The sequence below is a fragment of the Dyella sp. BiH032 genome (genome assembly GCF_031954525.1).
Classification (GTDB): Bacteria; Pseudomonadota; Gammaproteobacteria; order Xanthomonadales; family Rhodanobacteraceae; genus Dyella_D.
Genome location: NZ_CP134867.1, coordinates 1,839,607 through 1,865,634, shown reverse-complemented (window position 1 = coordinate 1,865,634; position 26,028 = coordinate 1,839,607). Strand labels below are relative to the sequence as shown.

General features: G+C 66.7%; 18 protein-coding genes. 6 read left to right on the top strand and 12 right to left on the bottom strand.

All coding sequences use genetic code 11. From position 1 onward, the window contains the following. Positions 1-347: 347 nt before the first annotated feature. From hflX to miaA, 3 genes are all read right to left on the bottom strand, one after another. Positions 348-1,658 carry a ribosome rescue GTPase HflX gene (hflX, locus tag RKE25_RS08250; protein ID WP_311841759.1) on the bottom strand — a complete coding sequence of 437 codons (1,311 nt, stop codon included), beginning with the start codon at positions 1,656-1,658 and terminating at the stop codon, positions 348-350. Positions 1,659-1,823: 165 nt separating this feature from the next. After that, positions 1,824-2,087, bottom strand: coding sequence for an RNA chaperone Hfq (gene hfq / locus RKE25_RS08245; protein ID WP_311841758.1), 264 nt, complete (start codon positions 2,085-2,087; stop codon positions 1,824-1,826). Between the two features lie 170 nt (positions 2,088-2,257). Beyond that, positions 2,258-3,208, bottom strand: coding sequence for a tRNA (adenosine(37)-N6)-dimethylallyltransferase MiaA (gene miaA / locus RKE25_RS08240; RefSeq protein WP_311841757.1), 951 nt, complete (start codon positions 3,206-3,208; stop codon positions 2,258-2,260). Positions 3,209-3,412: 204 nt separating this feature from the next. Between miaA and RKE25_RS08235 the strand changes: the two genes are divergently transcribed. After that, the gene (locus RKE25_RS08235; protein ID WP_311841756.1) at positions 3,413-3,607 is read left to right on the top strand and encodes a hypothetical protein; all 195 of its coding nucleotides are present in this window, start codon (positions 3,413-3,415) and stop codon (positions 3,605-3,607) included. Positions 3,608-3,706: 99 nt separating this feature from the next. Here RKE25_RS08235 and RKE25_RS08230 read toward each other — a convergent pair whose 3' ends face one another. Both RKE25_RS08230 and RKE25_RS08225 read right to left on the bottom strand, forming a co-directional pair. Continuing rightward, positions 3,707-4,462: a carbonic anhydrase family protein gene (locus RKE25_RS08230; RefSeq protein WP_311841755.1), complete on the bottom strand. Its 756-nt coding sequence runs from the start codon at positions 4,460-4,462 to the stop codon at positions 3,707-3,709. Between the two features lie 176 nt (positions 4,463-4,638). Beyond that, entirely contained in the window at positions 4,639-6,798 is a 2,160-nt protein-coding gene (locus tag RKE25_RS08225) for a S46 family peptidase (RefSeq protein ID WP_311841754.1), read from the bottom strand. A gap of 156 nt (positions 6,799-6,954) precedes the next feature. On the opposite strand from RKE25_RS08225, the gene tdh reads away from it, so the two are divergent. The 4 genes from tdh (at position 6,955) to kbl (ending at position 14,819) form a co-directional block, all read left to right on the top strand. Next, positions 6,955-7,989 (top strand): L-threonine 3-dehydrogenase, encoded by a 1,035-nt coding sequence (gene tdh / locus RKE25_RS08220; RefSeq protein WP_311841753.1) that lies wholly within the window; start codon positions 6,955-6,957, stop codon positions 7,987-7,989. A gap of 191 nt (positions 7,990-8,180) precedes the next feature. Continuing rightward, entirely contained in the window at positions 8,181-11,819 is a 3,639-nt protein-coding gene (locus RKE25_RS08215) for a DUF748 domain-containing protein (protein WP_311841752.1), read from the top strand. Between the two features lie 418 nt (positions 11,820-12,237). Further along, positions 12,238-13,302 (top strand): IS30 family transposase, encoded by a 1,065-nt coding sequence (locus tag RKE25_RS08210; RefSeq protein ID WP_311839232.1) that lies wholly within the window; start codon positions 12,238-12,240, stop codon positions 13,300-13,302. 314 nt (positions 13,303-13,616) lie between these two features. Continuing rightward, the gene (gene kbl, locus RKE25_RS08205; RefSeq protein WP_311841751.1) at positions 13,617-14,819 is read left to right on the top strand and encodes a glycine C-acetyltransferase; all 1,203 of its coding nucleotides are present in this window, start codon (positions 13,617-13,619) and stop codon (positions 14,817-14,819) included. Positions 14,820-14,864: 45 nt separating this feature from the next. Here kbl and RKE25_RS08200 read toward each other — a convergent pair whose 3' ends face one another. Then, positions 14,865-15,590: a hypothetical protein gene (locus tag RKE25_RS08200; protein WP_311841750.1), complete on the bottom strand. Its 726-nt coding sequence runs from the start codon at positions 15,588-15,590 to the stop codon at positions 14,865-14,867. Positions 15,591-15,702: 112 nt separating this feature from the next. Here RKE25_RS08200 and RKE25_RS08195 point away from each other — a divergent pair, with 112 nt between their 5' ends. Further along, positions 15,703-16,590: a LysR family transcriptional regulator gene (locus tag RKE25_RS08195; protein ID WP_311841749.1), complete on the top strand. Its 888-nt coding sequence runs from the start codon at positions 15,703-15,705 to the stop codon at positions 16,588-16,590. Between the two features lie 28 nt (positions 16,591-16,618). On the opposite strand, the gene RKE25_RS08190 is transcribed toward RKE25_RS08195, so the two are convergent. The 6 genes from RKE25_RS08190 to acnD form a co-directional block, all read right to left on the bottom strand. Continuing rightward, positions 16,619-17,398, bottom strand: a complete 780-nt coding sequence (locus tag RKE25_RS08190) for a pseudouridine synthase (protein ID WP_311841748.1) — start codon at positions 17,396-17,398, stop codon at positions 16,619-16,621. Between the two features lie 83 nt (positions 17,399-17,481). Further along, positions 17,482-18,588, bottom strand: coding sequence for an OmpA family protein (locus tag RKE25_RS08185; RefSeq protein ID WP_311841747.1), 1,107 nt, complete (start codon positions 18,586-18,588; stop codon positions 17,482-17,484). A 321-nt stretch (positions 18,589-18,909) separates the two neighbouring features. After that, positions 18,910-20,025: an OmpA family protein gene (locus RKE25_RS08180; protein WP_311841746.1), complete on the bottom strand. Its 1,116-nt coding sequence runs from the start codon at positions 20,023-20,025 to the stop codon at positions 18,910-18,912. Positions 20,026-20,221: 196 nt separating this feature from the next. Continuing rightward, complete coding sequence (locus tag RKE25_RS08175; RefSeq protein WP_311841745.1) at positions 20,222-21,673, bottom strand: bifunctional 2-methylcitrate dehydratase/aconitate hydratase; 1,452 nt, start codon at positions 21,671-21,673, stop codon at positions 20,222-20,224. 124 nt (positions 21,674-21,797) lie between these two features. Then, positions 21,798-22,982 (bottom strand): 2-methylaconitate cis-trans isomerase PrpF, encoded by a 1,185-nt coding sequence (prpF, locus tag RKE25_RS08170; RefSeq protein WP_311841744.1) that lies wholly within the window; start codon positions 22,980-22,982, stop codon positions 21,798-21,800. Between the two features lie 105 nt (positions 22,983-23,087). Next, entirely contained in the window at positions 23,088-25,682 is a 2,595-nt protein-coding gene (gene acnD, locus RKE25_RS08165; protein WP_311841743.1) for a Fe/S-dependent 2-methylisocitrate dehydratase AcnD, read from the bottom strand. Positions 25,683-26,028 lie beyond the last annotated feature (346 nt).

The window sequence follows — 26,028 nt, the reverse complement described above, 5'->3', positions numbered from 1 at the left end:
GCAACAACGGCCGGAAGCACCTTGGTCGGAAAGCATCATGGTGGCGTGTCGCGGCAGGGCAAGGGTCCGCCCGGCCGGAAGCGGCACAAAACGATGGGCATTCTAGCAGAGGTGGATTGGGGAGGTCCCGTGGTTCGGGGCGGCCGGCCGGGGGTCGGGGAGGCCTTGGCGCGGCGTTGGAGCGGGTCTCTTAGCTGCTGGCGCGAGGCCTGCTTTGGGTCACGGCGAACGAGGGACGGCGCCTGCGGGGAAGTGTTTGGCGCGAGTGGCGATGTTGTTCGGTGATCGCGACGGGATAAAGTCGCTGCTTAAGCCCCTCCCCCGGAGGGGAGAGGGCGTCAGGCAGGTCAGGCTTCGTCGCGGCGATCGCCCAGCACGCCGCGCAGCAATTCCGCCTCGGCGGGGCTGCCGCCGCTCAGCGGCGCGATGACGCTTCGCGGCGCATCGATGTGCAGGTGCCAGCCATCTTCGTCCACGTTCTCGCTAGCGATGGCGCCTGCGGCCTTCAGCCGTGCGTGCAGGCGGCCGGCGGTGAGCGGCAGGCGCAGTTCGGAGCGCACGCGCTCGCCGCCGAGCAGTTCGCCCAGCGCCTGGCGCAGCAGGTCCAGCCCCTGCCCCGTGGCGGCGGAAAGCCACACGGCGACCGGGCGGCCTTCGTCGTCGCGGTCGATGCGCGGCTCGGCGCCGGCCAGGTCGATCTTGTTCATCACGCGCAGCTGCGGGACGTCGCCGGCGTCGATCTCCTCCAGCACGCCATCGACCACCTTGCGCAGATACTCGCGCTCCTCGTCGGCGGCATCGCTGACGTGCAGCAGCAAGTCGGCGTCGCGCGCCTCGGCCAGGGTGGCGCGGAAAGCCGCGACCAGGTCGTGCGGCAGATCGCGGATGAAGCCCACGGTGTCGGCGATGACGGCCGGACCGCAGCTGAGGTCATCCAGGCGACGGACGGTGGGGTCCAGCGTGGCGAACAGCAGGTTAGCGGCGAATACATCGCCGGTGGTCAGCGCATTGAACAGCGTGGACTTGCCGGCGTTGGTGTAGCCCACCAGCGCCACGCGCGGCACGGTATTGCGCAGGCGCGCGCGGCGCTGCTGGCCGCGCTGCACCTGCACCTTCTCCAGGCGCTTGGTCAGCATCTTCACCCGCTCGGCGAGCAGGCGGCGGTCGGTTTCCAGCTGGGTTTCGCCGGGGCCGCGGTTGCCGATGGCGCCGCCGCGCTGGGCATCCAAGTGGGTCCAGCCGCGCACCAGGCGCGTGGCCACGTGCTTGAGCTGGGCCAGTTCCACTTCCAGCTTGCCTTCGTGCGAACGGGCGCGCTGGGCGAAGATGTCCAGGATCAGGCCGGCGCGATCGACCACGCGGGTCTTCAGGTGCTTTTCGAGGTTGCGCTCCTGCACCGGGCTCAGGGTGTGGTCCACCAGCACCAGGTCGGCGTCGAGCGCCTGCACCATCTCGGCCACTTCGTCGGCCTTGCCGGTGCCGATGTAGAAACGCGGATTGGGATCCTCGACGCGGGCGGCCACGCTGCCCAGCACCTCGGCACCGGCGGACCTCACCAGCTCGGTGAACTCTTCGGCGCGGCGGACGGTGTCGCCCTCGCCACGGGAATGCGGGAGCACGAGGACGGCGCGCTCGCCTTTCTTTTGTCTATCGAACACGGATGCGGAATGACCTGTGCGGAAGGAGGCCGGCGTCGGGCCCGGGGGCCGCGAGGGGGCATGGGGAAGTGTAGCGGCACGGGGCGCGCCACAAGCCGGGATACGACCGGGCGGCGGGACCTCGGGCCCCGCCGCCCCTCACACATGGTCATTCCGCGCCGGAAATCAACCTTCCGTCTCGGGGGCGGCCGCCTCGGCATGGCCCTCGTGACCGGCGCCCATCCGCACGTTGCGGCTGGGGACGACGGTGGAAATGGCGTGCTTGTAGACCATCTGGCTGACCTGGTTGCGCAGCAGCACCACGAACTGGTCGAAGGACTCGATCGTGCCCTGCAGCTTGATGCCGTTGACCAGGTAGATGGCGACCGGGACGCGCTCGCGGCGCAATGCGTTCAAAAACGGATCTTGCAATGACTGCCCTTTGGACATTTTTGTTCTCCCCTCGCAACGGACGGGCCGGAGAAAAGACGCACGCGGCGCCCCGGCCCAAGGCCCGGGAATATTAACCACTTTTAAATCGTTGATGAAAGGGCATTTGCGCGCCGCGAGAGGGCTTTTTTTCCGGGCACCGGGAAGCGCGAACGAGGTCGCGAAAAACCCTAGCGGGCGCCGCCCAGGAACAGGGCGACGGCATCGGCGGCGCGGGCTTCGAGGCCCGGGCGTTCCGGGTCGAAGGTGCGTGCGTCCAGCTCGCCGCGCAGCCAGGTGATCTGGCGCTTGGCCAGCTGGCGGGTGGCGAAGATGCCGCGATCGCGGAACTCGGCGGCGTCGGTCAAGCCGTCCAGGTGCTCCCAGGCCTGCCGGTAGCCGACCGCGCGCATCGAAGGCAGGTCCGGATGCAGGTCGCCGCGTGCGCGCAGGCGTCGCATTTCGTCCAGGAAACCTTGCGCCAGCATCGCGTCGAAGCGCTCGGCGATGCGCGCGTGCAGCGGGCCCCGGTCGGGCGGCAGCAGCGCGAGTTTGAGCACGCGCCATGGAAACCGCTCGCCGCTGCCGCCGCGCTGCTGCTCCGAGAGCGGCCGGCCGGTGAGCTCGATGACTTCCAGCGCGCGCTGGATGCGCTGCGCATCGTTGGGCCCGATGCGCGCGGCCGCCACGGGATCGGCCTCGCGCAGGCGCGCGTGCATGGCGGGCCAGCCGATCGCCTCCGCCTCGGCGGTGAGCCGCTCGCGGATGGCCGGGTCGGCCTCGGGCAGGTTCGACAGGCCCTGATGCAGCGCCCGGAAGTACAGGCCCGTGCCGCCGACCAGCAGCGGAACCTTGCCGCGCGCGGTGATGTCTTTCATCGCCTCGACGGCGTCAGCGCGGAAATCGGCAGCCGAATACGGCTCCGCCGGATCGCGCAGATCGATCAGGGCGTGCGGATAAGTCGCCAGCGTCGCCGGGTCGGGCTTGGCCGTGCCAATGTCCATGCCGCGATACACCAGCGCGGAATCCACGCTCACCAGCTCCACCGGGAAGCGCTCGCTCAGGGCACAGGCCAGGGCGGTCTTTCCCGAGGCGGTGGGGCCCATCAGGAAGATGGCGGGGTGACGCGGGTCGGCAGGCATCGCGGGTCTGGAGGGCTCAAGGTGACGTGCAGCGGCAGGCTGTCATGAAGCGGATTCCCCGCCCAACGGCAGCGCAACGCCATTTGGACGGCATGGGCACGTGCCTTGCTTCACATTTTGGACGAGAATCACGGCGTCGTACACGATCGGACCGTGGTCAGCCATCGCGAACCACCGAGATCGTTGAACGGGGGGAAGTAGGAAATGAGCAAACGCAAGTACATGATCGCCGAACCCGGCGACCGCACCACGGCACCGGGAAGTGCCGCCGCCAAGCGCGTCCATCTGCGCGAAGACGGGCAACCGCCGGTGTGGAACAAGGACAACCGCGGCTTCTGGTTCGTGGTCTGCGTCGGGATCAGCTTGGTCTTCGCGCTGGTCTACGCCGTGGTGCACTGAGGGCGGCGGCCGCGCCGCCGTCCTTTCGCCCGCCCGCGGGCGCCCCGCTCCCGCTCATCCGCCGGACGAGCCCGTCCCTCGATCCCGCCGACCCTCTACTCAGCCGTAGAACTCCACCCGTCCGCCGACCAGGTGGTACATCGAACCCACGATCTTGATCTTGCCGTCCTTCTCCAGGCCGGCGAGCACGCTGCTGTCCCGGCGGATGCCCTCGACCGTGCGCAGCACGTTGGTCTTGGCCACCGCATCGACGAACGCATAGTTTTCGCTGTCACGGGCGCCGTCGAAGGCCGTGGCGTCGACCGCGGGCTTGATCTTGTCCAGCACGCCGGTGAGGTGCCCGAGCTGGGCATGATCGATCGCCCCCTTGATGGCCCCGCAAGCGGTATGCCCCATCACCAGCACGAGCTTGGCGCCGGACACGGCACAGGCGAATTCGAGGCTGCCCAGCAGGTCATCGTTGGCGATGTTTCCGGCCACGCGGGCGATGAACATCTCGCCGATGCCCGCGTCGAGGATGATCTCCGCCGGCGCCCGCGAGTCGATGCAGCCGAGAACGACCGCGGCCGGATACTGGCCATTGGCGCTGGCGCGCTTCTGCGCCAGGTAGTCGTGCCGCTCCATCTTGCCCGTGCGGAACCGCTCGTTGCCGCGCTTGAGCATGGCGATGACGTCATCGGGCGACAGCTTGTCCCGCTGCTCGCGCGTCAGCACGGCCGCTTCGGCCAGGTTCGCCCAGGCGAGTGGAAAGCCCCCGGCCGCACCGAGGGCCACGGCGCCCAGGGCGGATTTGAGCACGCTCCGGCGGCGCCCGTCGGCCTCGTGGCCGCAGCACGCGTTCTGTTTCCTGTTCATGCAAAGCCCCCTTGGATGGTTGGCCTCCCACGAAGCCGGGGCGAGTGCAGCGCGCGCGCCATCAAGCGGATGTGAACGCGCCGGGCCGTCCGGTGGCTCTGCGCGGCAAACGCGATGGGCGCCACGAAGAAGAACGGGCCCATGCGGGCCCGTTCGTGCAGGAAGGACGGCGATGCCTACTTCGCCGGTACGCCCAGTTCCTTCAGCAGGTGCGGCGCCGGATAGACCTTGTCCATCAGCCAGCGCATATAGCGCATGTCGACGTGGATGGCGCGCTTGTAGCGCGGATCGAACATCCAGCTCGCGCTCACCGCCTCCCAGTTGCTGTCGAAGTTCAGGCCCACCAGCTGGCCGCGCGCGTTCATCACGGGCGAGCCGGAGTTGCCGCCGGTGGTGTCGAGATTACTGAGGAAGTCCACCGGCATTACGCCGGAACGCTTGTCCAGGTAGCCGGCGTAGTCGCCCTTGGCGATGGCGTCCAGCAGCGGCTTGGGCGCGTCGAACGGTTCCACGCCGGTGTTCTTCTCGACGATGCCGGCCGTGCTGGTCAGCGGCGAGTAGGTCACCGCGTCGCGCGCTTTCAGCGGCGTGACCTTGCCGTAGCTCACGCGCAAGGTAGCGTTGGCGTCCGGATAGACCGCCCTGCCCTGTTGCTCGCGGTAGGCAATCAGCGCCTGCATGTAGGCGGGGCGCAGACGCAGTAGATCGCCCTCGCGCTCCTTGCGCTGGTCTTCGATACGCAGCAGCGCGGGCTGGAGCAGGCCGGCGAGTTTCAGCAGCGCGTCGTCCGAGGCTGCCACTTCAGCCGGCGGAGCCTTCAGCCAATACAGGCGACGGGCTTCGTCGCCCAGCCGCGTCGCGTCGTAGACGCGGTCGAGCGTGGCGGCCAGCTCGGCGGGACTGCGGCCGAAGGCCGTGTCGAACTCGGGAACGCGCTGGGCATCGGGTAGCTGCTGGTAGCGAACCAGCAAGGCCGTCAGCAGGCGCTTTTCCACTATGGGATCGAAACGGCGCTGCACCTGCTTGAGCATGCCCGCGGTCAGGTCCTCGTCGCGCTGCTGATAGCCGTTTTCGCGCTGGGCATCGGGCTTGACACGTTCGTGGGCCAGGCGCTGCAGCGTGATGGCCGAGCGCATCAGCTGCGTCTGCGATTGCATCAGCGCGAACAGCAGGTCGCGCTCGCGGATGGTGCTGCCTTCGGCAATGAGCCTGGCGGCGGCATCGATCTCCGGCTTCAGCGCCTTGGCGTTGGCCTGCTGGTCGAGCCAGGCCAACATGGCGTCTTCATCTTTACGGCGCACGGTCACGGCGTCGCTGCGCTTCAAGCCGTCCAGCTCGCCGCTGAAGCGCTTGATGCCGTTCTTCAGCGACTGCAGCTGCGAGGCATAGCGGATGGCCGACTGCTTGTCGGCCTTGCCGGCATCTTCGATCACGCCCTGCAGCTGCTTCATCACTTCCACCGACTTGGGCAGGCGCCACTGCACCTGGTCGGCAAACTCGGCCGCGGTGCGATGGCGATAGGTGATGCCGGGATAGCCGGCGAGCATGACGAAATCGCCCTCGTTCACGCCTTCGGTGGCGATCTGCAGATGCGCCGGCGGGTGGTACGGCTGGTTGTCCTTCGCATAATCGGCCGGCTTGCCGTCCGGCCCCACGTAGGCGCGCAGCACGGTGAAGTCGCCGCTGTGGCGCGGCCACACGAAGTTGTCCACTTCGTCGCCATAGTTGCCGATGGCGCGCGGCGGTGCGTAGACCAGGCGCACGTCGCGGATCTCCAGCTGCTTCACCAGATAGAAGTCGCGTCCGTAGAACATGTTGACCACGCTGCAGCGGTAACCCGCCTCGCGCTCGCATTCGGCCACCAGCGCCTTGCCGGCGGCATCCACCGCGTCGTAGTAGGCCCGGCCGGTCTTGCCCTTGGCCTGGGCCAGCACCTTGTCGGTGACCTTGTCGAAACCGGTAGTCACGCGCAGGCGGAAATCGGGGTTGGCCGGCAGCTCCTGCGCGCGGTCGTCGGCGACGAAGCCGTTCTGGATCAGGTCGCGCTGCGGGTTGCTGTTGTACTGGATGACGCCGAAGGCCACGTGGTGATTGGTCAGCACCAGGCCGTCGCCGCTGACGAAGGCGCCGGTGGCGCCGCCCACCTTGACCACTGCGCTGAGCGGCGGCTTGGTGAGGTCCGCCAGGTCGGCCGGATTGCCCTGGTAGCCGGCCGCACGCAGCGATTTGGCGATGGAAGGCAGCTGAGAGGGCATCCACATGCCTTCGTCCGCCTGCGCCGCGGGCGCCAGCCCCATCGCCATGGCCGCGGCCAGGCCCATCGTCTTCCTACGCATTCTGGTTGCCCCTTATGGACGGTCGCACAAACTTGCGAACATAGACGGAAGCGCCGGCCCCGGCAACGTTGCAGTGCACGAAGACGGGGTCCGGCACACGCACTTTATAATCGCCGCTTTCCCCGCCCGCCTTGCGGGCCAGCCGATGGATTCCCCATGCCTCAGACGATGAAAGCCCTGGTCAAGCGCAAGCCCGAGCAGGGCATCTGGATGGAAGAAGTGCCGGTGCCGGAGGTCGGCCCCAACGAGGTGCTGATCAAGATGGAGAAGACCGCCATCTGCGGCACGGACCTGCACATCTACAAGTGGGACGAGTGGAGCCAGCGGGTCATCAAGCCGGGGCTCACCATCGGCCACGAGTTCGTCGGCCGCATCGTGGAGATAGGCCCGGGCGTGACCGGCTACAAGATCGGCGACCGCGTCTCGGCCGAGGGGCACATCGTGTGCGGCCATTGCCGCAACTGCCGCGCCGGGCGCCAGCACCTGTGCCCGAATACGGTGGGCATCGGCGTGAACCGCAACGGCGCGTTCGCCGAATACATGACCATGCCGGCCTCCAACCTGTGGCCGATTCCCGACCAGATCCCGTCCGAACTGGCCGCGTTCTTCGACCCTTACGGCAACGCCGCGCACTGCGCGCTGGAGTTCGACCTGATCGGCGAGGACGTGCTGATCACCGGCGCCGGCCCGATCGGCATCATCGCCGCGGGCATCGCCAAGCACGTGGGCGCACGCAACGTGGTGGTGACCGACGTCAACGACTACCGCCTCAAGCTCGCCGCCGACATGGGCGCCACGCGCGTGGTGAACGTCGCCAACCAGCCGTTGCGCGAGGTGGTGAAGGACCTGCACATCGAAGGCTTCGATGTGGGCCTGGAGATGAGCGGCAACCCGCGCGCCTTCAACGACATGCTCGACTGCATGTACCACGGCGGCAAGATCGCCCTGCTCGGCATCCTGCCCAAGGGCGCGGGCATCGACTGGGACAAGGTGATCTTCAAGGGTCTCACCCTGCAGGGCATCTACGGCCGCCGCATGTACGAGACCTGGTACAAGATGACCCAGATGGTGCTCACCGGCTTCCCGCTGCAGAAGGTGCTCACGCACCAGATCCACATCGACGACTTCCAGAAGGGCTTCGAGCTGATGGATGCCGGCCAGTGCGGCAAGGTCGTCTGCTCCTGGCTCTGAGCGGGCCGCCCGTGAGCAAAGCCTGAAAGGCTTCGCAGCTCCCGCGCCGGACGTGCGCGGGAGCGCTGCAGAAAGGTCTCACGCACGAGTACACTCCCCCCGCGACCGGCGCTTATAGGACACGGTTAGGGAGTGCGCGGCCGGGGTAGGGCCGCTCGCCGTCGGGTCGCGATTCGACGGAGCATTGCCGCATGGCAGATCAGGTTTCTTCCGGCAGTTCCCGGCTGGCGGCAGCGCGTACGCGCGCACTCGCCGTGTACCGTTCGCGGCGAACGCGCAAGACGGTGCTGATCGTCGCCATCGTCCTGGTGCTGTTCGGCATCTTCGGTTTCCTGGCCGCCCCATCGATCATCCGCAGTCAGATCGAAAAGCGCGCCAGTGCCGCGCTGGACCGACCGGTGACGCTGGGCGCGGTGCACCTGAACCCCTATACCTTGCGGCTGGAACTGGACCAGCTGCATATCGGCGAGCGCGACGGCAAGACGAGTTTCGTCGACGTCGATCAGATCGTCGCCAACACTTCATGGTCGACGCTGTTCCGGCTCGCCCCCGTGCTGGACGAACTCTCGCTGCAGCGCCCGCGCATCCGCATCGCGCGCGCCGCCGACCAGCGCTTCAACTTCTCGGACATCATCGAGCGCTACGCTTCGCAGCCGGCCGACCCCAACGCCAAGCCGGCGCGTTTTGCGCTGTCCAATATCAGCGTGCACGGCGGCGACATCGTGTTCGACGACCAGGCCGCGAAGGCCACGCACCACGTCGAACAACTGGAAGTGGGCGTGCCCTTCCTTGCCAACCTGCCCAGCAGCACGGACGTGTTCATCAAGCCGCTGCTGGCGATGAAGGTCGATGGCAGCGCGATCCGCATCGACGGGCAGACCAAGCCTTTTGCCACCAATCGCGATTCGACCATCGGTTTCCAGCTCGACCGCTTCGACCTGCCCCGTTACCTGGGCTACGTACCCAAACCGCTGCCGGTGGCCATTCCCAAGGGCCTGCTCAGCGGCACGGTGGAGCTGCATTTCCTGCAGACGCCCGACGCGCCGCAGGTGCAGCTGACCGGCCACCTGCAGCTGGACGACTTCGCGCTGGACACCAGCAAGGGCGAACCTATCGCGCGCCTGGGCCATGGCACGGCGGAACTGGCGGACGTACAGCCGCTGGTCTCGCGCTACCAGTTCGGCGCTATGAAGCTGGATCAGGCGCAGGTCTACTACACGGCCGGCGGGGGCGGCCACAGCAACTTCGACACACTGACCGCGCCCTCCGCGCCCGCCGAACCCGGCAAGAAGGCCGCGCCGACCGACCTGCGCATCGCGTCGATCGCTCTCACCGGCAGCGCGGTGCACTACACCGACGCCACGCAGAACAAGCTCGACCTTCTCAATCTCCACGGCAGCCTGCTCGGCCTGAGCATGCTGGCCGCCCCGGCCGCGAAACTGGATCTCGCCGGCCAGCTGTTCGGTGGCGACATCAGCGCCAAGGGTACGCTCGACCTGGCGGCATCCAAGCTCAACGCGGCACTGGCGCTCAAGCAGGTGGACATGGTGCCGCTGCAGGCGATGGCCAGCTCCGCGATGACGGCCCGCGCCGCCAAGGGCAAGCTGGATGCCAACGGCCAGCTGCAACTGGACTGGGGCAAGACGGTGAACGTGCACCTCGCGTCCGCGCATGCCAGCGTTACGGATTTCGCGCTGGAGGCGACGGGCAAGGGCCAAGCCACGCCGGTGGGCTGGAGCAAGCTCGAGGCCGATATCACCGAGATCGACCTGGCCAGCCGCCAGGCGCGCCTGGCCAGCCTGGTGGCGACCGGCATGCGCCTGGATGTGCAGCGCGCCGCGAACGGCACGATCAGCCTCGCCCAGCTCTTCGCACCGTCCAAGGGAGCGCCGCGGGCACCAGCCAGTCCGGCCGACGCCGGCCCGTCGTGGCAATGGAGCATCGCGCACCTGGGCGTGGAAGACGGCGGCCTGCGCTTCACCGACCGCGCCACCGGCGACGGCAAGCCTGCGCTGGTGCAGGTGACCTCGCTCAAGGGCGGCATCGATGATCTGAGCGACAAGTTCAACCAGCCGCGCGCACTCAAGCTGGAAGGCAACATCGGCAAGGGTTCGTTCTCGGCGGCCGGCAAGGTCCAGCCCTCCCCCGCCATCGCGGATCTGGATGTCACTACGCGCGGACTCGATATCGCCACCTTCGCGCCGTACATCAGCGTGCCGCTGAATGTGACGATCTCCAGCGCGCGCATGAGCGGCAAGGGCCGCGTGCACTACGACGGACGCGGCAAGGAGCCGAAGTTCACCTTCAAGGGCAACGCCGCGCTGGAGCGCGTGCGCGTGCAGGACAAGGTGACCGGCGATGACTTCATGCGCTGGAGCGCGCTCAATGCCGGCAACCTGGACGTCGCCTACGGCAGCGGCACGCCGCGCATGCACGTGGGCAGCCTGGTGCTGAGCGCGTTCTACGCGCGCATGATCGTGAACGCCAACGGCCGCCTGAACCTCTCGGATGTCGTGGCCCAGCCCGAGCAGGAAGCTCCGGTGTCGGTGACGCGCGCCGAAACGCCGGCCCAGGCCGCCACGGCCAAGGCGGCCGAGGCAGCCAAACCCGTCGAGCCCGTGGCGCCGGCGGCGGACATCCGGATCGGCCAGGTCACCCTGGTCAACGGTCAACTCAACTACACCGATAACTTCATCAAGCCGAACTACACCGCCAACCTGACTAAGGTGACCGGCAAGATCGGCGCGTTCGGCACCGCAGGCGGACCACCCGCCGAAGTGGCCGTGCAGGCGCAGTTGGACGACAACTCGCCGGTGGACATCAACGGCGTGATGAATCCGCTGACGCCGGTGGCGTTCCTGGACATCAAGGGCAAGGCCAACGAGGTCGAGCTGACGCGCCTGAGCGCCTACTCCAGCAAATACACGGGTTATCCGATCACGCAGGGCAAGCTGACCGTCGACGTGCACTACATGCTGGACCAGCGCAAGCTGCAGGCCGACAACCATATCTTCATCACTCAGCTGACTTTCGGTGACCGCATCGAGAGCCCCGGCATCTCGCACCTGCCGGTGAAGCTGGCGGTGGCGCTGCTGAAGGACACGCAGGGCAATATCGACGTGAACGTGCCGGTCTCCGGTTCGCTGGACGATCCGAAATTCAGCATGGGCGGACTGATCTGGCGCGCCATCGGCAACCTGATCGCCCGTGCCGCCACCGCACCGTTCCGTCTGCTGGGCGCGGCCTTCGGCGGCGGCAATCACGAAGACCTGGGCTATGTGGAGTTCGACCCGGGCTCCGCCGTGCTGAACGCCGCCGCGCAGGAACGCCTGGGCAAAGTGGTGGCCATGCTCAACCAGAAGACCTCGCTGACGCTGGACATCGTCGGCCGCGTGGATCCGGCGCAGGACCAGAACGGACTGCGCAAGGTCACCGTCGAGGACATGGTGCGCAAGGAGAAGGTACTGGACGATTCCGGCAAGGACGCCGACGTCTCTCCCGCCGCCCTCGCCGCCGTGTCCATCACACCAGACCAGTACGAACGCTACCTGCGCCGCGCCTACAAACACGCCGATGTCGAAAAGCCGCACAACGTGCTGGGCTTGAACAAATCCCTCGAACCGGACGACATGCGCGCCCTGCTGGAAACCAACGTCAAGACCGACGACGCAGCCATGCGCGACCTGGCCGAACGCCGCGCGACGGCCGTGCGCGACTGGCTGAAAGGCAAGCTGGCGGACAACCGGTACGCCATGAAGGATCCGAAGCTCACCGCCGAAGGCATCGATGACAAAGGCAAGACGACGCGGGTGGATTTCGGGTTGCGTTGAGCGGCCAGACCTCGCTTGGGTGAGGGGTGCTTGCGTTTTTGAGCAAGGGGATTGGAGAGGGTTGGGCGAGCACCCGCCCCTCATCCCGCCTTCTCCCCGGAGGGGAGAAGGAGAAGTGCGTACCGCGGCAAGCAGCCAATGACCAAGCAAGAGCGAGCGAAGCGACGCTCCGTGCCGCTCTTGATCTCCCGGGTTCCCTTCGCGGCGATGAGGGCTGGACGATCAGGCCGCCGCAGGCGGGCGGGGACAGGACGTCCCCGCCTTTTCGATTCGGGCAGGGATGCCCGATCGAAAAGCCCGGCCAGCCCTCAACGCACCCGCAGCAGCGAAGGCTGCGGAGGGCGCCGCGCAGGGGGCCCTTCTTCTTGGTTAGGCGGTCTCTAACATCAAGTGCACCACCCCCACGACACGGTGATGCATGGGACAGCATTACAGCCATCTGAGCGCCGAAGAACGGGGCGCGATCATGGTGGGCAAGGCACGCGGCGAGAGCGCTCGGCAGCTGGCACGGCTGCTAGGCCGTTCGGCTAGCACGATTTCCCGGGAATTGGCGCGTAATGGGCACCGCGAACCGGCGGAGCGTCCGCGCATGGGTCGTCCGACACTTGGCTATGACGCCCGCCGTGCCGGTGCGCGGGCTCGACGGCTCGCGCGCAAGGCACGCCGACGGCGCAAGCTACATCGTGATGGGGCCTTGTGGCCCCTGGTGCGCCAGCTGTTAGCGCGCCGCTGGTCACCGCAAGAAGTGAGCCGCACACTGCGCCGGCAGCATCCTGACGAGCCGGCCAAACACGTGTCCCATGAGACGATCTACACCGCGATTTATGCCATGCCGCGTGGCGAACTGCGGCGTGAGCTGGTGGCCTTGCTGCGCCAACACAAGTGCGCACGCCGTCCGCGTGGCCAAGGGGCGAACCGGCGCGGCCGCATGCAGGATCTGCCGAGTATTCATGACCGCCCGCCGGAGGCCAACGAGCGCCTGTTACCAGACCATTGGGAAGGCGACTTCCTCAAGGGGGCGCGTAACCGATCGTCGGTGGGGGTGCTGGTGGATCGACGCACTTTGTTCCTGAAGCTGGTCAAGATGAAGGGGTGTTCGGCCCAGGAGGCGCTGGAGGGCTTCAGTCGCGCCTTCCAGGGCGTGCCGCCGGAGCTTCGCCAGACACTGACCTATGACCAGGGCAAGGAAATGGCGCTGTACAAGACCTTGTCCGAACGTACCGGCTTGAGCATTTATTTCGCCGATCCGCGCAGCCCCTGGCAGCGGGGCATCTGCGAAAACACCAACGGCCTGCTGCGGCAGTACCTCCCTAAAGGCACCGATCTGTCCGTGCATAGCCAGCGAGCGCTGGATGCCATCGCTCAGGAGATGAACCTTCGGCCCCGAGCCACCTTGGGCTACCACTGTCCGGCGGAGATGTTCATGCGTGCCATGGGGCACGATGACCTCGCTCAGGCCATCGATGATGCACTTCTAGATTGACACCGCCTTACTTCTTCTTGGGCAAGCAAGAAGAAGTAACTCGCTCTCCGGCAGGAGAGCGAAACCCTCGCCCCGCGAGGGGCGAGACAAGACTGGCCATAAGGCGACACCGAGCTCTGTCGCCACCGGGTCCCGGCCTGCGCCGGAATGACGAAAGTGAAAGGTAGCGCCAGAAATAAGCGCCTTCTATGGGCCGCCAGGTCCCCGCCCCACCCCATCCCAATCCCCCACCGCACACCCGCAAAACCCCAACAGTTCCCCCTCGAGCCACAAAAGCTCAAAATCCCTCCTTTCCCCCAGAGGGCGCCTCCCCCATGACCTACACCGCCACCACCCGCGCGCGCTACGCCACCGAACTGGACTCCATCCGCGACCAGGGCCTGTTCAAGGCCGAGCGCGTCATCGTCTCGCCGCAGTCGGCCGAGATCGAGCTCGAGGGTGGACGCAAGGTGCTCAACTTCTGTGCCAACAACTACCTGGGCCTGGCCGACCACCCCGAGGTGATCCAGGCCGCCAAGGAGGCGCTGGACAGCCACGGCTTCGGCATGGCCTCGGTACGCTTCATCTGCGGCACGCAGGACCTGCACAAGCAGCTCGAGAAAAAGATCGCCGAGTTCTTCGGCACGGAAGACACCATCCTCTACGCCGCGTGCTTCGACGCCAACGGCGGCCTGTACGAGCCACTGCTGGGCGAGGAGGACGCGGTCATCTCGGACGCGCTCAACCATGCATCGATCATCGACGGCATCCGCCTGTGCAAGGCCAAGCGTTTCCGCTATGCCAACTGCGACATGGCGGATCTCGAGAAGCAACTGCAGGCTGCCGATGCCGCAGGCGCTCGCACCAAGCTGATCAGTACCGATGGTGCGTTCTCGATGGACGGCTTCATCGCACCGCTGGACAAGATCGCCGCGCTGGCCGAGAAGTACGGCGCGATGGTGCACATCGACGAATGCCATTGCACCGGCTTCCTCGGCGATACCGGCCGCGGCTCCGCCGAGGTCAACGGCGTGATGGACAAGATCGACATCTTCACCGGCACGCTGGGCAAGGCCCTCGGCGGCGCGCTGGGCGGCTTCACCACCGGTCGCGCGGAAGTGATCGAGCTGCTGCGCCAGCGTTCGCGTCCTTACCTGTTCTCCAACTCGCTGCCGCCGCACGTGGTGGCCGCGGCGCTCAAGGTGTTCGACATGCTCTCCAGCGCCGGCGAACTGCGCCAGCGCGTGCAGGAGAACACGCGCTACTTCCGCGAGCAGATGACCGAGGCCGGCTTCGACATCAAGCCTGGCGTGCACCCGATCGTGCCGGTGATGATCTACGACGCCAAGAAGGCGCAGGCCATGGCCGCCAAGCTGCTGGAGGAAGGCATCTACGTCACGGGTTTCTTCTACCCCGTGGTGCCGCAGGACCAGGCGCGCATCCGCACACAGATGAGCGCGGCGCATACGCGCGAGCACCTCCACCATGCCATCGCGGCGTTCACCAAGGTGGGTCGCGAACTGGGCGTGATCGGCTGACGCGCCCAAGGGGAGCCGCGCGGCCATGTGCGGCTCCCCAGTCCCTCATTTCAGTGCGCTGAGTTCGGGACGGTAGCGCCAGGTTTCCGTGGTCGCCGATTGCACCGCATCGGCAACGTCCCTGGCCGCGGCGTCGTCAGCGTCAAGCAACGAGCCCAGGCTGCGATCGAAGCGGTCATAGCCGGCCCAGCCATCGCGGGCCACCAGCAGCATGTATTGAGCCGCGTCGCCGCCGGTGACCAGGCGATACCAGGTGTGGGGCGGCGCCCCCGGGATGTCCCGTAGCGCCTGCCGCGCCGCGGCAAGCGCGCGTTCGAAGCGAGCTTCCATGCCGTAGCGGACGCGGACATGGGTCACCTGCATGGTGGCGCTCGGCTTGAGATCTTCCAGCGGCGTGCCGGTGCTGGCGTCCCGCAGTAGGACATAGGCGGGCTGTCCCATCGGCGCGGCATAGGGTGCGACATTGGTGCGGAAGTCCGCGCCGTCCGCGGCGGCGTCCACGCGGTGATCGAAGGCTGCGAAGGGTTGGCCCACGCTCGCATCCACGAAATAGCCGCTGCGCTCGCCGTCCTCGATCGTCCAGCCATACCAGGACAGCGGATCGTGGTGAGCGCGATGCCAATCCAGATGGCGGCGGTAGGCTTCCTCGAACGGCTGGGCCGCCCCAGGCTGCATGCGGTAGAGGTAGAAATGCGCGGCGCCGCCGGATTGGGCGTGCACGCGCGAGGCCAGGCACAGGGCCAGCAGCAAGGCGAACGGGCGGTAGTTCATGGGGGCTCCGGAAAGGCGGGTCAGGGGATTCTCGGCTTGCCGCTCCATTCCCGGCTATGCGAATCTTTTTGCCCCCGCCCGAAGTTTTTTTCCTGCCCCGAGGCTCCCGCGCGTGAATGTGGAACTGCGTTACCTGCATGCGTTCCGGGCTGTCTGCGAGGGCGGCAGCCTGCGCGCAGCCGCGGCATCGCTGCACCGGACCGAGCAGGCGGTGAGCTATCAGCTGCGCAAGCTGGAAGAAGCCCTAGGCATGCCGCTGTTCGACCGGGGCGGCGGTCCGCTGGTGCCCAATGCCGCCGGCGAGCGGTTGCTGGTGTTCTGCCGCGACATGGGCCGCGATTGGGCGCGCGTGCACGAGGCTCTGCGGGACGCCGACGCCCCCGAAACCCCGCTGCGCATCGCGGCGGTAAGCGGGTTCGGCCGTTACGACCTGCTGCCGCTCTTTCGCGAAGGACCGCTGGCCGACGTGCCCATTCGGATGAGCTTTCCCACGGCCGAAGAAGTCGTGCGGCAGGTGGAGTCGGGCGCGAGTGACTTGGGCTTTGTCCACCTGATGCTGCCGCATGGTTCGCTGCGGCTGGTCGCCGTCGGCATGGAGGAAGCCGCGCTGATCGCCTCGGCGCGACAGCCGGCGCCACTGCTGCAAGCCGCAGCCCTCGCCCAGGCCGACTACGTGACCTACGACGAAAGCGACTACGTCTTCGCCACCTGGTTCACGCAGGTGCTAGGCGAGAAGCCCGCGCACCTGCGCAGCGTCGCGCACTTCGAAGAACTGGAAGAAGTGCTGGACTGGGTGGCCGCCGGCCGCGGGTTATCCATCGTGCCGCGTGCGAGCGCGCGCGAAGCCGAGGCGCGTGGCGAGGTCATCGCGGCAGCTTTCGAGGGAAAACCCTGCCTCAATACGATCTATGCCGTGGTGGACCCGGCACGCACGCACCCCGCGCTGGAGCGCACCTTGCGCGTGGTGAAGGAACGACTGGGAGCGTCTGCCGGTTCCTGACGCGGTTTGCCGCTTATGCCGCGCTGGCTCAGCGCGAGAGCGCGGCCACTTCCTCGGCTCGCAGGTGCCGCCAATGCCCTTTGGGCAATTCGCCCAGCGCCAATGAGCCAATTGCCACGCGTATCAAGCGAAGGACGCCGATGCCATGCGCGGCGAGCAGACGGCGGATGTGCCGGTTCCGGCCTTCGTCGAGCACGATCTCCAGCCAGGCATTTTTTTCGCCGACGCGCAGCAAACCGGCGCGCTTGGCGGCCAGGCGCTCGCCGTCGTCCATCACGCCCTGCACGAGGCGCTTCAGCAGAGCGTCATCTGGGATGGCGTCGATCTGCACGTGATAGGTCTTGTCGACGTGGTGGCGGGGCTCGGTGAGCCGGGCCGCCCAGGTACTGTCGTTGCTCAGCAGCAGCAAGCCTTCGCTCGCCTTATCGAGACGGCCAACCGGGCCTAGCCAAGGCAGGCCGGCCTCCTTCAGCAGGTCGTAGACCGTGTCGCGCCCGCGCTCGTCGGCGGCGCTCACGACTGTGCCGCGAGGTTTGTTGAGGGCGATGTAGACGCGCTTCGCCTCGCCGACCGGCTCGCCATCGAGCAGGATGCGCTGGCGCGTCGGGTCCGCCGGGAGCTCGGGATCCAGCACCACGCGACCGTCGACGCTCACGCGCCCCGCACGCACCGCCTTCTCGGCCTGGCTGCGCGAACACACGCCCAGCTTGCTGAGCACGCGAGCCAGTCCGTGCCGCGGCACGGACGCAGCCGCGGCAGACACGCGCCCCGCTATCGTCTTCCTGCCCTGCCCTGTGTTCCGGCTCATGCCGCCCATCGTGCCCGATCCTGCGTTCGCCCAAAAGAAAAGCCCGGCTTGCGCCGGGCTTTTCCAGACGACCTTGCGGTCGATTACTGCTGAACCTGCAGCTCGGTGCGACGGTTGCGGGCGCGGCCGGCATCCGTGTCGTTGCTGTCGATCGGGTCGTTCTTGCCGTGACCGATCGGGCCCTGCAGACGGCTGGCGTCGATGCCGTGCGAGGTCAGGTAGTCGTACACGATCTGAGCGCGACGCTCGGACAGGCTCTGGTTGTAGGCGTCCTTACCGACCGAGTCGGTGTAGCCGGCAACCGTGACCTTGACCTGCGGGTAGCGCTGCAGGGTGTCGACAGCCTGGTCGAGGATGGCGATCGAGTCGGCGCTGGGCTCAGCCAGGGCCTTCTTGATGTCCTTCTCGCCCTTCTTCGGACGGTCGAACTTGAAGTTCACGCCGCGCAGATCGATCACGACCTGCTTCGGGCAGCCATCCGGACCGACGATGGTGCCGGCGGCGGTGCCCGGGCACTTGTCGTCGCAGTCGTTCACGCCGTCGCCGTCGCTGTCCAGCTTGGAGCAGTCAGGCGCAGCCGGCGGGGGCGGGGTGGCGGCCACCGGGGCAGCCGGCGGAGCGCCGAAGCGCGACACCACGCTGAAGCCCAGGAACCAGTCGCCGTAGCCGTTCTTCTCCGGCTGGGTCTTGTCGTCCCAGTCGTAGCGGTAGCCGGCTTCTGCACGGATGTCGCTGCTGTCGGTGATCGACTTGGAGATACCGACGCCCAGCTGGGCGGCCGGCGACCAGCCGTTGTCGAAGCGGCTGTGGTGGTAGCTGCCCATCACGCCGGCGAGCAGGTACGGACGCCAAGCGTCGGCAGCGCCGAAGTAGTAACGGGCGGTCACGCCGTAGTTGTTGTTCGACCAGTTGCCGCCGCCGATCTTGCTGTCGATGTCGCGCTTGGTGCGGTCGATGAACAGGTCGATCGAGGTGTTCGGCGCAATGAACTTACCAACGCCCAGGCCGTAGTAGACCTGACGGCTGTTGGTGTTGCGGTCGGTGTCGTTGTAGTAGCCGCCGACGGTCGGGGCGATGTACCAACGGTCATCGAAACCGGCGGGTGCGCTGGAGCTGTTGTCCTGCGCGTGAACGGCACCCACGCCGCCCAGGGCCAGGGCAATCAGAAAATACAAGCCCTTACGATTCATCAGGTGTCTCCTCGTTTATTGGTTTTCGCGTCCGTTCCACCCCAGACGGAAATCGCGCGTCAGAACTTCAGGGTTCGACATACAGGGACTTTCATGGTCCCTTGCTTGACGTTCCTAACAGCAAGCGGCGCAGAGTGTAGCAAAACCGTTAAGAGATACACACGTCCCTTAACAGGCAAACATGACAGCTTAAGCTTTTGGTGGGTTCTCGTTCAGGCAAATCCGCGTGAAACCCTGCCTCACCAACGCACGTCCGCCTGCTTCGCCGACAAAAGAAAAGCCCGGCTTGCGCCGGGCTTTTCCAGACGACCTTGCGGTCGGTTACTGCTGAACCTGCAGCTCGGTGCGACGGTTGCGGGCGCGGCCGCTCTCCGTGTCGTTGCTGTCGATCGGGTCGGCTTCGCCATGGCCGATCGGGCCCTGCAGGCGGCTGGCATCGATGCCGTGCGAGGTCAGGTAGTCGTACACGATCTGCGCACGACGCTCGGACAGGCTCTGGTTGTAGGCGTCCGTACCGACCGAGTCGGTATAGCCGGCCACCGTGACCTTGACCTGCGGGTAGCGCTGCAGGGTGTCGACAGCCTGGTCGAGGATGGCGATCGAATCGGCTGTCGGCGCGGCGAGCGCCTTGCCGATTTCGCCGGCCTTGACGTGCCCCTTCTTCGGATAATCGAACTTGAAGTTCACGCCGCGCAGGTCGATCACGACCTTCTGCGGGCAACCATCCGGACCGACGATGGTACCGGCAGGCGTACCCGGGCACTTGTCGTCGCAGTCGTTTACGCCATCGCCGTCGCTGTCCAGCTTGGAGCAGTCAGGCGCAGCCGGCGGGGGCGGCGCGACGGCCGGGGCGGCCGGCGGAGCGCCGAAGCGCGACACCACGCTGAAGCCCAGGAACCAGTCGCCGTAGCCGTTCTTCTCCGGCTGGGTCTTGTCGTCCCAGTCGTAGCGGTAGCCGGCTTCCGCACGGATGTCGCTGCTGTCGGTGATGGTCTTGGAGATACCGACGCCCAACTCGGCGGCCGGCGACCAGCCATTGTCGAAGCGGCTGTGATGGTAGCTGCCCATCACGCCAGCCAGCAGGTACGGACGCCATGCGTCCCACGCGCCGAAATAGAAGCGTCCGGCCACGCCGTAATTGTTGTTCGACCAGTTACCGCCACCGATCTTGCTGTCGATGTCGCGCTTGGTGCGGTCGATGAACAGGTCGATCGACGCGTTCGGCGCGATGAACTTGCCTACGCCCAGGCCGTAATAGACCTGGCGGCTGTTCGTATTGCGGTCGGTATCGTTGTAGTAGCCGCCCACGGTGGGGGCGATGTACCAACGGTCGTCGTAGGTGGAAGTGGTTGCGCTGGAGCTGCTGTCCTGCGCATGAGCGGCACCTACGCCACCCAGGGCAAGCGCGATCAGAAAGTACAAGCCCTTACGTTTCATCAGGTGTCTCCTCGTTTATTGGTTTTCGCGTCCGTTCCACCCCCAGGCGAACGACCCCGCGGGCCATGCCGCCATGAGTCCGGGCCGATGCCGGCCTTGAAGCTAAACCACCCGAAACGGGCGCGGAGAGTTTAGCAAAAAACAAACAATTGCTAGCCACTCCGAACGCTCGTTCAGTTTTCAGCTCACACCGTCTTTACAACGTGAAGAGTGCCATGAATTCCTGCACAGGCATGGCATCCATCCTGCCGGGGTCATCCACCGCGTGGAGAATCGCCGCGACCCGGTGGGCAGGCAAGTGCCCGCGCATGGCGGCCTCGAATTTGCTTAGCAGCACCGGGATACCCTCGGCACGGCGCCGGCGGTGACCGATCGGGTAATCGACCGACACCTTCTCCGTGCAGCTGCCGTCCTTGAAGAACACCTGCACGGCGTTGCCGATATAGCGCTTGTCCGGGTCGAAATAATCCTGGGTGAAACGAGGATTCTCGCTGACCACCATTTTTTCGCGCAGCGCGTCGATGCGCGGGTCGGCGGAGACCTCATCACCGTAGTCCTCCGCGGTCAGGCGGCCGAAGATCAGCGGCACCGCCACCATGTACTGGATGCAGTGATCGCGGTCGGCGTAACTGGCCAGCGGGCCGGTCTTGTCGATGATGCGCATGCCCGCTTCCTGTGTCTCGATCGCCACCTTTTCGATCTGGTCGACCCTGCCGGCCATCTGGGGATGCAGCTTCATGGCGCACTCCACGGCCGTCTGGGCATGGAACTCTGCCGGGAAACTGATCTTGAACAGCACGTTCTCCATCACGTAACTGCCGAACGGACGCTCGAACTCGAACGCCCTGCCCTTGAACGCCACGTCGTAATAGCCCCAGGTCCGGGCGCTCAGCGCGGAGGGATAACCCGCGACGCCACGGTAGACCGCATTGATTGCATGGATGACCGCGCGGCGGCAGGCATCGCCCGCGGCCCAGCTCTTGCGCGGGCCGGTATTGGGCGCGTGGCGATAGGTGCGCAACGCGCCGTTGTCGATCCAGCTGTGCGAAACGGCGGTGACGACCTGGTCCTTGCCGCCGCCGAGCATCGCGGTGGCTACGGCGGTCGAGGCCAGCCGCACCAGGATCACATGGTCCTGGCCGACCCGGTTGAAGCTGTTGCGCAGCGCATAGCAGCCCTGGATCTCGTGAGCCTTGATTGCCCACGCCAGCACGTCGCGCACGGTCATCGGCTCGCCGCCTTCGCGCTGGGCCTTGCGGCTGAGGTAGTCGGCCACGGCAAGAATGGCACCGAGGTTGTCGGAAGGATGACCCCACTCCGCCGCCAGCCAGGTGTCGTTGAAATCCAGCCAGCGGATCTGCGTGCCAATGGCAAACGCGGCCTGCGCGGGGTCCAGCTCGTGGCTGGTGCCCGGCACCCGCGCCCCGCCCGGCAACGTGGCGCCCGGGACGAGCGGGCCGAGATGCTTGACGCATTCGGGGAACTTCATCGCCAGCATTGCCGTCGCCAGCGAGTCGAGCAGCACGTAGCGCGCGGTGTCGTAAGCCTCGGCCGAGTCGATCCGATACCCGGTCACGTAGTCCGACACGTCGACCAGCGGCTGGTCGGGGTCCGGACGCTCGGCCGAGCGGATGTCATGCGCACTCATGCTCATCTCCTGGCACCGAAGCGGCGCGCCGGGCGCCTGAGCCCGATCGTTCGACGCCGCCCTTGCCGAGATTAGCCGAGCATGCCGCCGCTACAGAAGGGCGCCCGCGTCCGCTCCGGCGAGTTCAGCCCGCGGGTACGCGCACCCAGCCCTCCATCAGCACGCGCGCGCTCCGGCTCATGACCGCCTTGGTGACGCTCCACGTGCCATCGATCTGCACCGCCTCGGCGCCCACCCGCAACGTCCCGGACGGATGGCCGAAGCGCACCGCATGACGCTCACCGCCACCCGCCGCGATGTTCACCAGCGTGCCCGGAATCGCCGCCGCAGTGCCGATGGCGACGGCCGCCGTGCCCATCATGGCGTGATGCAGCTTGCCCATCGACATCGCACGCACCAGCAGGTCGACGTCACCGGCATGCACCGGCTTGCCGCTCGACGCGACGTAGTCGGCGGGGCGGGCGACGAAGGCCACCTTGGGCGTGTGCTGGCGCGTGGCGATCTGGTCGAGCGAACCGATCAGGCCCATGCGCAGCGCACCGTGCGCGCGGATGGTCTCGAACATCGCCAGCGCCTTGGCGTCGCCGTTGATCGCGTCCTGCAGCTCCGTGCCGGTGTAGCCGATCGCCGAGGCCTCGACGAAGATCGTGGGAATGCCGGCATTGATCATCGTCGCCTTGAGCGTGCCGACGCCCGGCACCACGAGATCATCGACGAGGTTTCCGGTGGGGAACATGGCTCCGCCCGCCCCCTCTTCTTCCGCGGCGGGGTCCATGAACTCGAGCTGCACTTCCGCGGCAAGAAAGGTGACGCCGTCCAACTCGAAATCGCCGGTCTCCTGCACCGCACCGCCGGTCATCGGCACATGGGCGATGATCGTCTTGCCGATATTGGCCTGCCAGATGCGCACCACCGCCACGCCATCCCGCGGCACACGCGCGGGATCGACCAGCCCGCCCGCAATGGCGAACGGCCCGACCGCCGCGGAGAGATTGCCGCAGTTGCCGCTCCAGTCCACGAACGCCTTGTCGATAGCCACCTGGCCGAACAGATAGTCCACATCATGGTCAGGGCGGCTGCTTTTGGACACGATCACCGTCTTGCTGGTGCTGGAGGTGGCGCCGCCCATGCCGTCGATCTGCTTGCCGTAGGGATCGGGGCTGCCAATCACGCGAAGCAGCAGCGCATCGCGGGCGACGCCCGGCGCCTGCGCGGCCTCGGGCAGGTCCTGCAGACGGAAGAACACGCCCTTGCTGGTGCCGCCGCGCATGTAAGTGGCGGGAATCCGGAGCTGGGGAAGATGGGCCATGGTGTGGTTGTCCTGTGATGACTGGACTTCGCCCGCATCGCGGGCAGGCGAAGCCATCCGCCGCGGGCGACGCCGCCAAGCATCGCCACGCGGATCGAAGCCTGATCAGGCCGCCTGCGAAGCCTCGAGGAAATCCTGCGCGAAGCGCTGCAGCACGCCGCCGGCTTCATAGATCGACACTTCCTCGGCGGTATCCAGACGGCAGGTCACCGGCACGTCGACGCGCTCGCCGTTCTTGCGATGGATGACCAGCGTGAGGTCCGCGCGCGGCGTGCGCGCGCCCGCCACGTCGAAGGTTTCGGTGCCGTCGATACCCAGCGTTTTGCGGTTGGTGCCCGGCTTGAACTCCAGCGGCAGCACGCCCATGCCGATCAGGTTGGTGCGATGGATGCGCTCGAAGCCTTCCGCCACGATCGCCTCGACGCCCGCCAGCCGCACGCCCTTCGCGGCCCAGTCGCGCGAGGAGCCCTGGCCGTAGTCGGCGCCGGCAACCACGATCAGCGGCTGCTTGCGCTCCATGTAGGTCTCGATCGCTTCCCACATGCGCATGACCTTGCCTTCCGGCTCCACGCGCGCCAGCGAACCCTTCTTCACCTCGCCGTCGATCACCGCCATCTCGTTGACCAGGGTGGGATTGGCGAACGTCGCGCGCTGAGCCGTCAAGTGATCGCCGCGATGGGTCGCGTACGAATTGAAGTCCTCTTCGGGCAAGCCCATCTTGGCCAGGTATTCGCCGGCCGCGCTATCGAGCAGGATCGCGTTGGATGGCGACAGGTGGTCCGTCGTGATGTTGTCGCCCAGCACCGCGAGCGGACGCATGCCCTTGAGCGTGCGCTCGCCGGCGAGCGCACCTTCCCAGTACGGCGGACGGCGGATGTACGTGCTCTGCGCACGCCACGCATACAGCGGCGCGGCGCGCGTGCCGGCATGACCGGTGCGCGCGAACATCGGCTCGTAGACCCGGCGGAACTGCTCCGGCTTCACGCTGGATGACACGATCGCGTCGATCTCCTCGTCCGTGGGCCAGATGTCCTTCAGCGTCACCGGCTGGCCATTGGCATCGACACCCAGCACGTCCTTCTCGATATCGAAACGGATGGTGCCGGCGATGGCATAGGCCACCACCAGCGGCGGCGAGGCCAGGAAGGCCTGCTTGGCATACGGATGGATGCGCCCATCGAAGTTGCGGTTGCCCGACAACACGGCGGTGGCATACAGGTCGCGGTCGATGATCTCCTGCTGGATCTTCGGGTCGAGCGCGCCGGACATGCCGTTGCAGGTGGTGCAGGCGAACGCGACGATGCCGAAGCCGAGCTGCTCCAGTTCCGGCAGCAGGTTTGCCTCCTTCAGGTACAGCTCCACTGCCTTGGAACCGGGCGCGAGCGAGCTCTTCACCCATGGCTTGCGCGTGAGACCCCGCGCGTTCGCATTGCGCGCCAGCAGCGCTGCCGCGATCACGTTACGCGGATTGCTCGTGTTGGTGCAGCTCGTGATGGCGGCGATGATCACCGCACCATCGGGCATCTGCCCCGGCTTCTCTTCCCACTGGCCGGCGATGCCGCGCGCAGCGAGATCGGACGTAGGCAGACGCTTGTGCGGATTCGACGGACCCGCCATGTTCCGCACCACCGAGGACAGGTCGAACGTCAGCGTGCGCTCGTACTGCGCATCGGCAAGCGTATCGGCCCACAGGCCCGCGGCCTTGGCGTAGGTTTCCACCAGCCTCACCTGCTCGTCGCTGCGGCCGGTGAGGCGCAGGTAATCGGTGGTCTGGCCGTCGATGAAGAACATCGCGGCGGTCGCGCCATACTCGGGCGCCATGTTGGAAATGGTGGCGCGATCGCCGAGCGTGAGGCTGGCCGCGCCTTCGCCGCGGAATTCCAGGTAGGCGCCGACCACTTTCTCCTTGCGCAGGAACTCGGTGAGCGCCAGCACGATGTCGGTGGCGGTGATGCCCGGCTGCCGCTTGCCGGTCAGTTCCACGCCCACGATGTCTGGCAGGCGCATCCACGAGGCGCGACCGAGCATCACGTTCTCCGCTTCCAGGCCACCCACGCCGATGGCGATGACGCCGAGCGCGTCTACGTGCGGCGTATGGCTGTCGGTGCCCACGCAGGTGTCGGGATAGGCCACTCCGTCCTGCACCTGGATCACCGGCGACATCTTCTCCAGGTTGATCTGGTGCATGATGCCGTTGCCCGGCGGGATGACGTCGACGTTTTCGAACGCCTTCTTGGTCCATTCGATGAAATGGAAGCGGTCCTCGTTGCGGCGATCCTCGATGGCGCGATTCTTCGCGAACGCATCCGGATCGAAGCCGCCGCACTCCACCGCCAGCGAGTGGTCGACGATCAGCTGCACCGGTACCACCGGATTGACCTTGGCCGGATCGCCACCGCGTTCGGCGATCGCGTCGCGCAGACCGGCCAGATCGACCAGGGCCGTCTGGCCGAGGATGTCATGGCACACCACGCGCGCCGGGAACCACGGGAAATCGCGTTCGCGCTTGCGTTCGATGATCTGCCTGAGGCACTCGTCGAGCACGGCCGGATCGCAGCGGCGCACCAGGTTCTCGGCGAGCACGCGCGACGTATAAGGCAAGCCGTCGTAGGCGCCGGGCTGGATCGCCTCCACGGCGGCGCGCGCGTCGAAATAATCCAGCGACGTACCGGGAAGGGATCGGCGGTAATTGGTATTCATGGCTGTCGAAAACCTTGGAGATAGAAACGCCCCGCTGGCCGCAGGCTGGCGCCTGGCCCGCGCTCGCCACCCGGCAACCGCCCATTTCTTTGCAAAACCGGCAGTTGGGGCGATCGACAGGGGTGCATATGATTCGCGCATTGTAGCGGCAGCAAGCCTTTTCCTTAAGAGCTTCAGCTTGACTGGTATGCAGGGCGGCACCGACAATGCCGCATCTATCGACCCCAAAGGGGAGTAGTTCAGGACGCCGTTCCTTTGGCGTCCTTGCAGTGGTCGTCATCACGAGCGGGGCACCGCTCCGGTCACCGCAGCGGCTACGCCGCGAACGAGACTTTTGCGGTAATCA

Coding starts and splice junctions, on each gene's coding strand:
- hfq (WP_311841758.1), bottom strand. CDS start 2,087: ATGTCCAAAGGGCAGTCATTGCAAGATCCGTTTTTGAACGCATTGCGC.
- miaA (WP_311841757.1), bottom strand. CDS start 3,208: ATGCCTGCCGACCCGCGTCACCCCGCCATCTTCCTGATGGGCCCCACC.
- RKE25_RS08235 (WP_311841756.1), top strand. CDS start 3,413: ATGAGCAAACGCAAGTACATGATCGCCGAACCCGGCGACCGCACCACG.
- RKE25_RS08230 (WP_311841755.1), bottom strand. CDS start 4,462: ATGAACAGGAAACAGAACGCGTGCTGCGGCCACGAGGCCGACGGGCGC.
- RKE25_RS08225 (WP_311841754.1), bottom strand. CDS start 6,798: ATGCGTAGGAAGACGATGGGCCTGGCCGCGGCCATGGCGATGGGGCTG.
- tdh (WP_311841753.1), top strand. CDS start 6,955: ATGCCTCAGACGATGAAAGCCCTGGTCAAGCGCAAGCCCGAGCAGGGC.
- RKE25_RS08215 (WP_311841752.1), top strand. CDS start 8,181: ATGGCAGATCAGGTTTCTTCCGGCAGTTCCCGGCTGGCGGCAGCGCGT.
- RKE25_RS08210 (WP_311839232.1), top strand. CDS start 12,238: ATGGGACAGCATTACAGCCATCTGAGCGCCGAAGAACGGGGCGCGATC.
- kbl (WP_311841751.1), top strand. CDS start 13,617: ATGACCTACACCGCCACCACCCGCGCGCGCTACGCCACCGAACTGGAC.
- RKE25_RS08200 (WP_311841750.1), bottom strand. CDS start 15,590: ATGAACTACCGCCCGTTCGCCTTGCTGCTGGCCCTGTGCCTGGCCTCG.
- RKE25_RS08190 (WP_311841748.1), bottom strand. CDS start 17,398: ATGAGCCGGAACACAGGGCAGGGCAGGAAGACGATAGCGGGGCGCGTG.
- RKE25_RS08185 (WP_311841747.1), bottom strand. CDS start 18,588: ATGAATCGTAAGGGCTTGTATTTTCTGATTGCCCTGGCCCTGGGCGGC.
- RKE25_RS08180 (WP_311841746.1), bottom strand. CDS start 20,025: ATGAAACGTAAGGGCTTGTACTTTCTGATCGCGCTTGCCCTGGGTGGC.
- RKE25_RS08175 (WP_311841745.1), bottom strand. CDS start 21,673: ATGAGTGCGCATGACATCCGCTCGGCCGAGCGTCCGGACCCCGACCAG.
- prpF (WP_311841744.1), bottom strand. CDS start 22,982: ATGGCCCATCTTCCCCAGCTCCGGATTCCCGCCACTTACATGCGCGGC.
- acnD (WP_311841743.1), bottom strand. CDS start 25,682: ATGAATACCAATTACCGCCGATCCCTTCCCGGTACGTCGCTGGATTAT.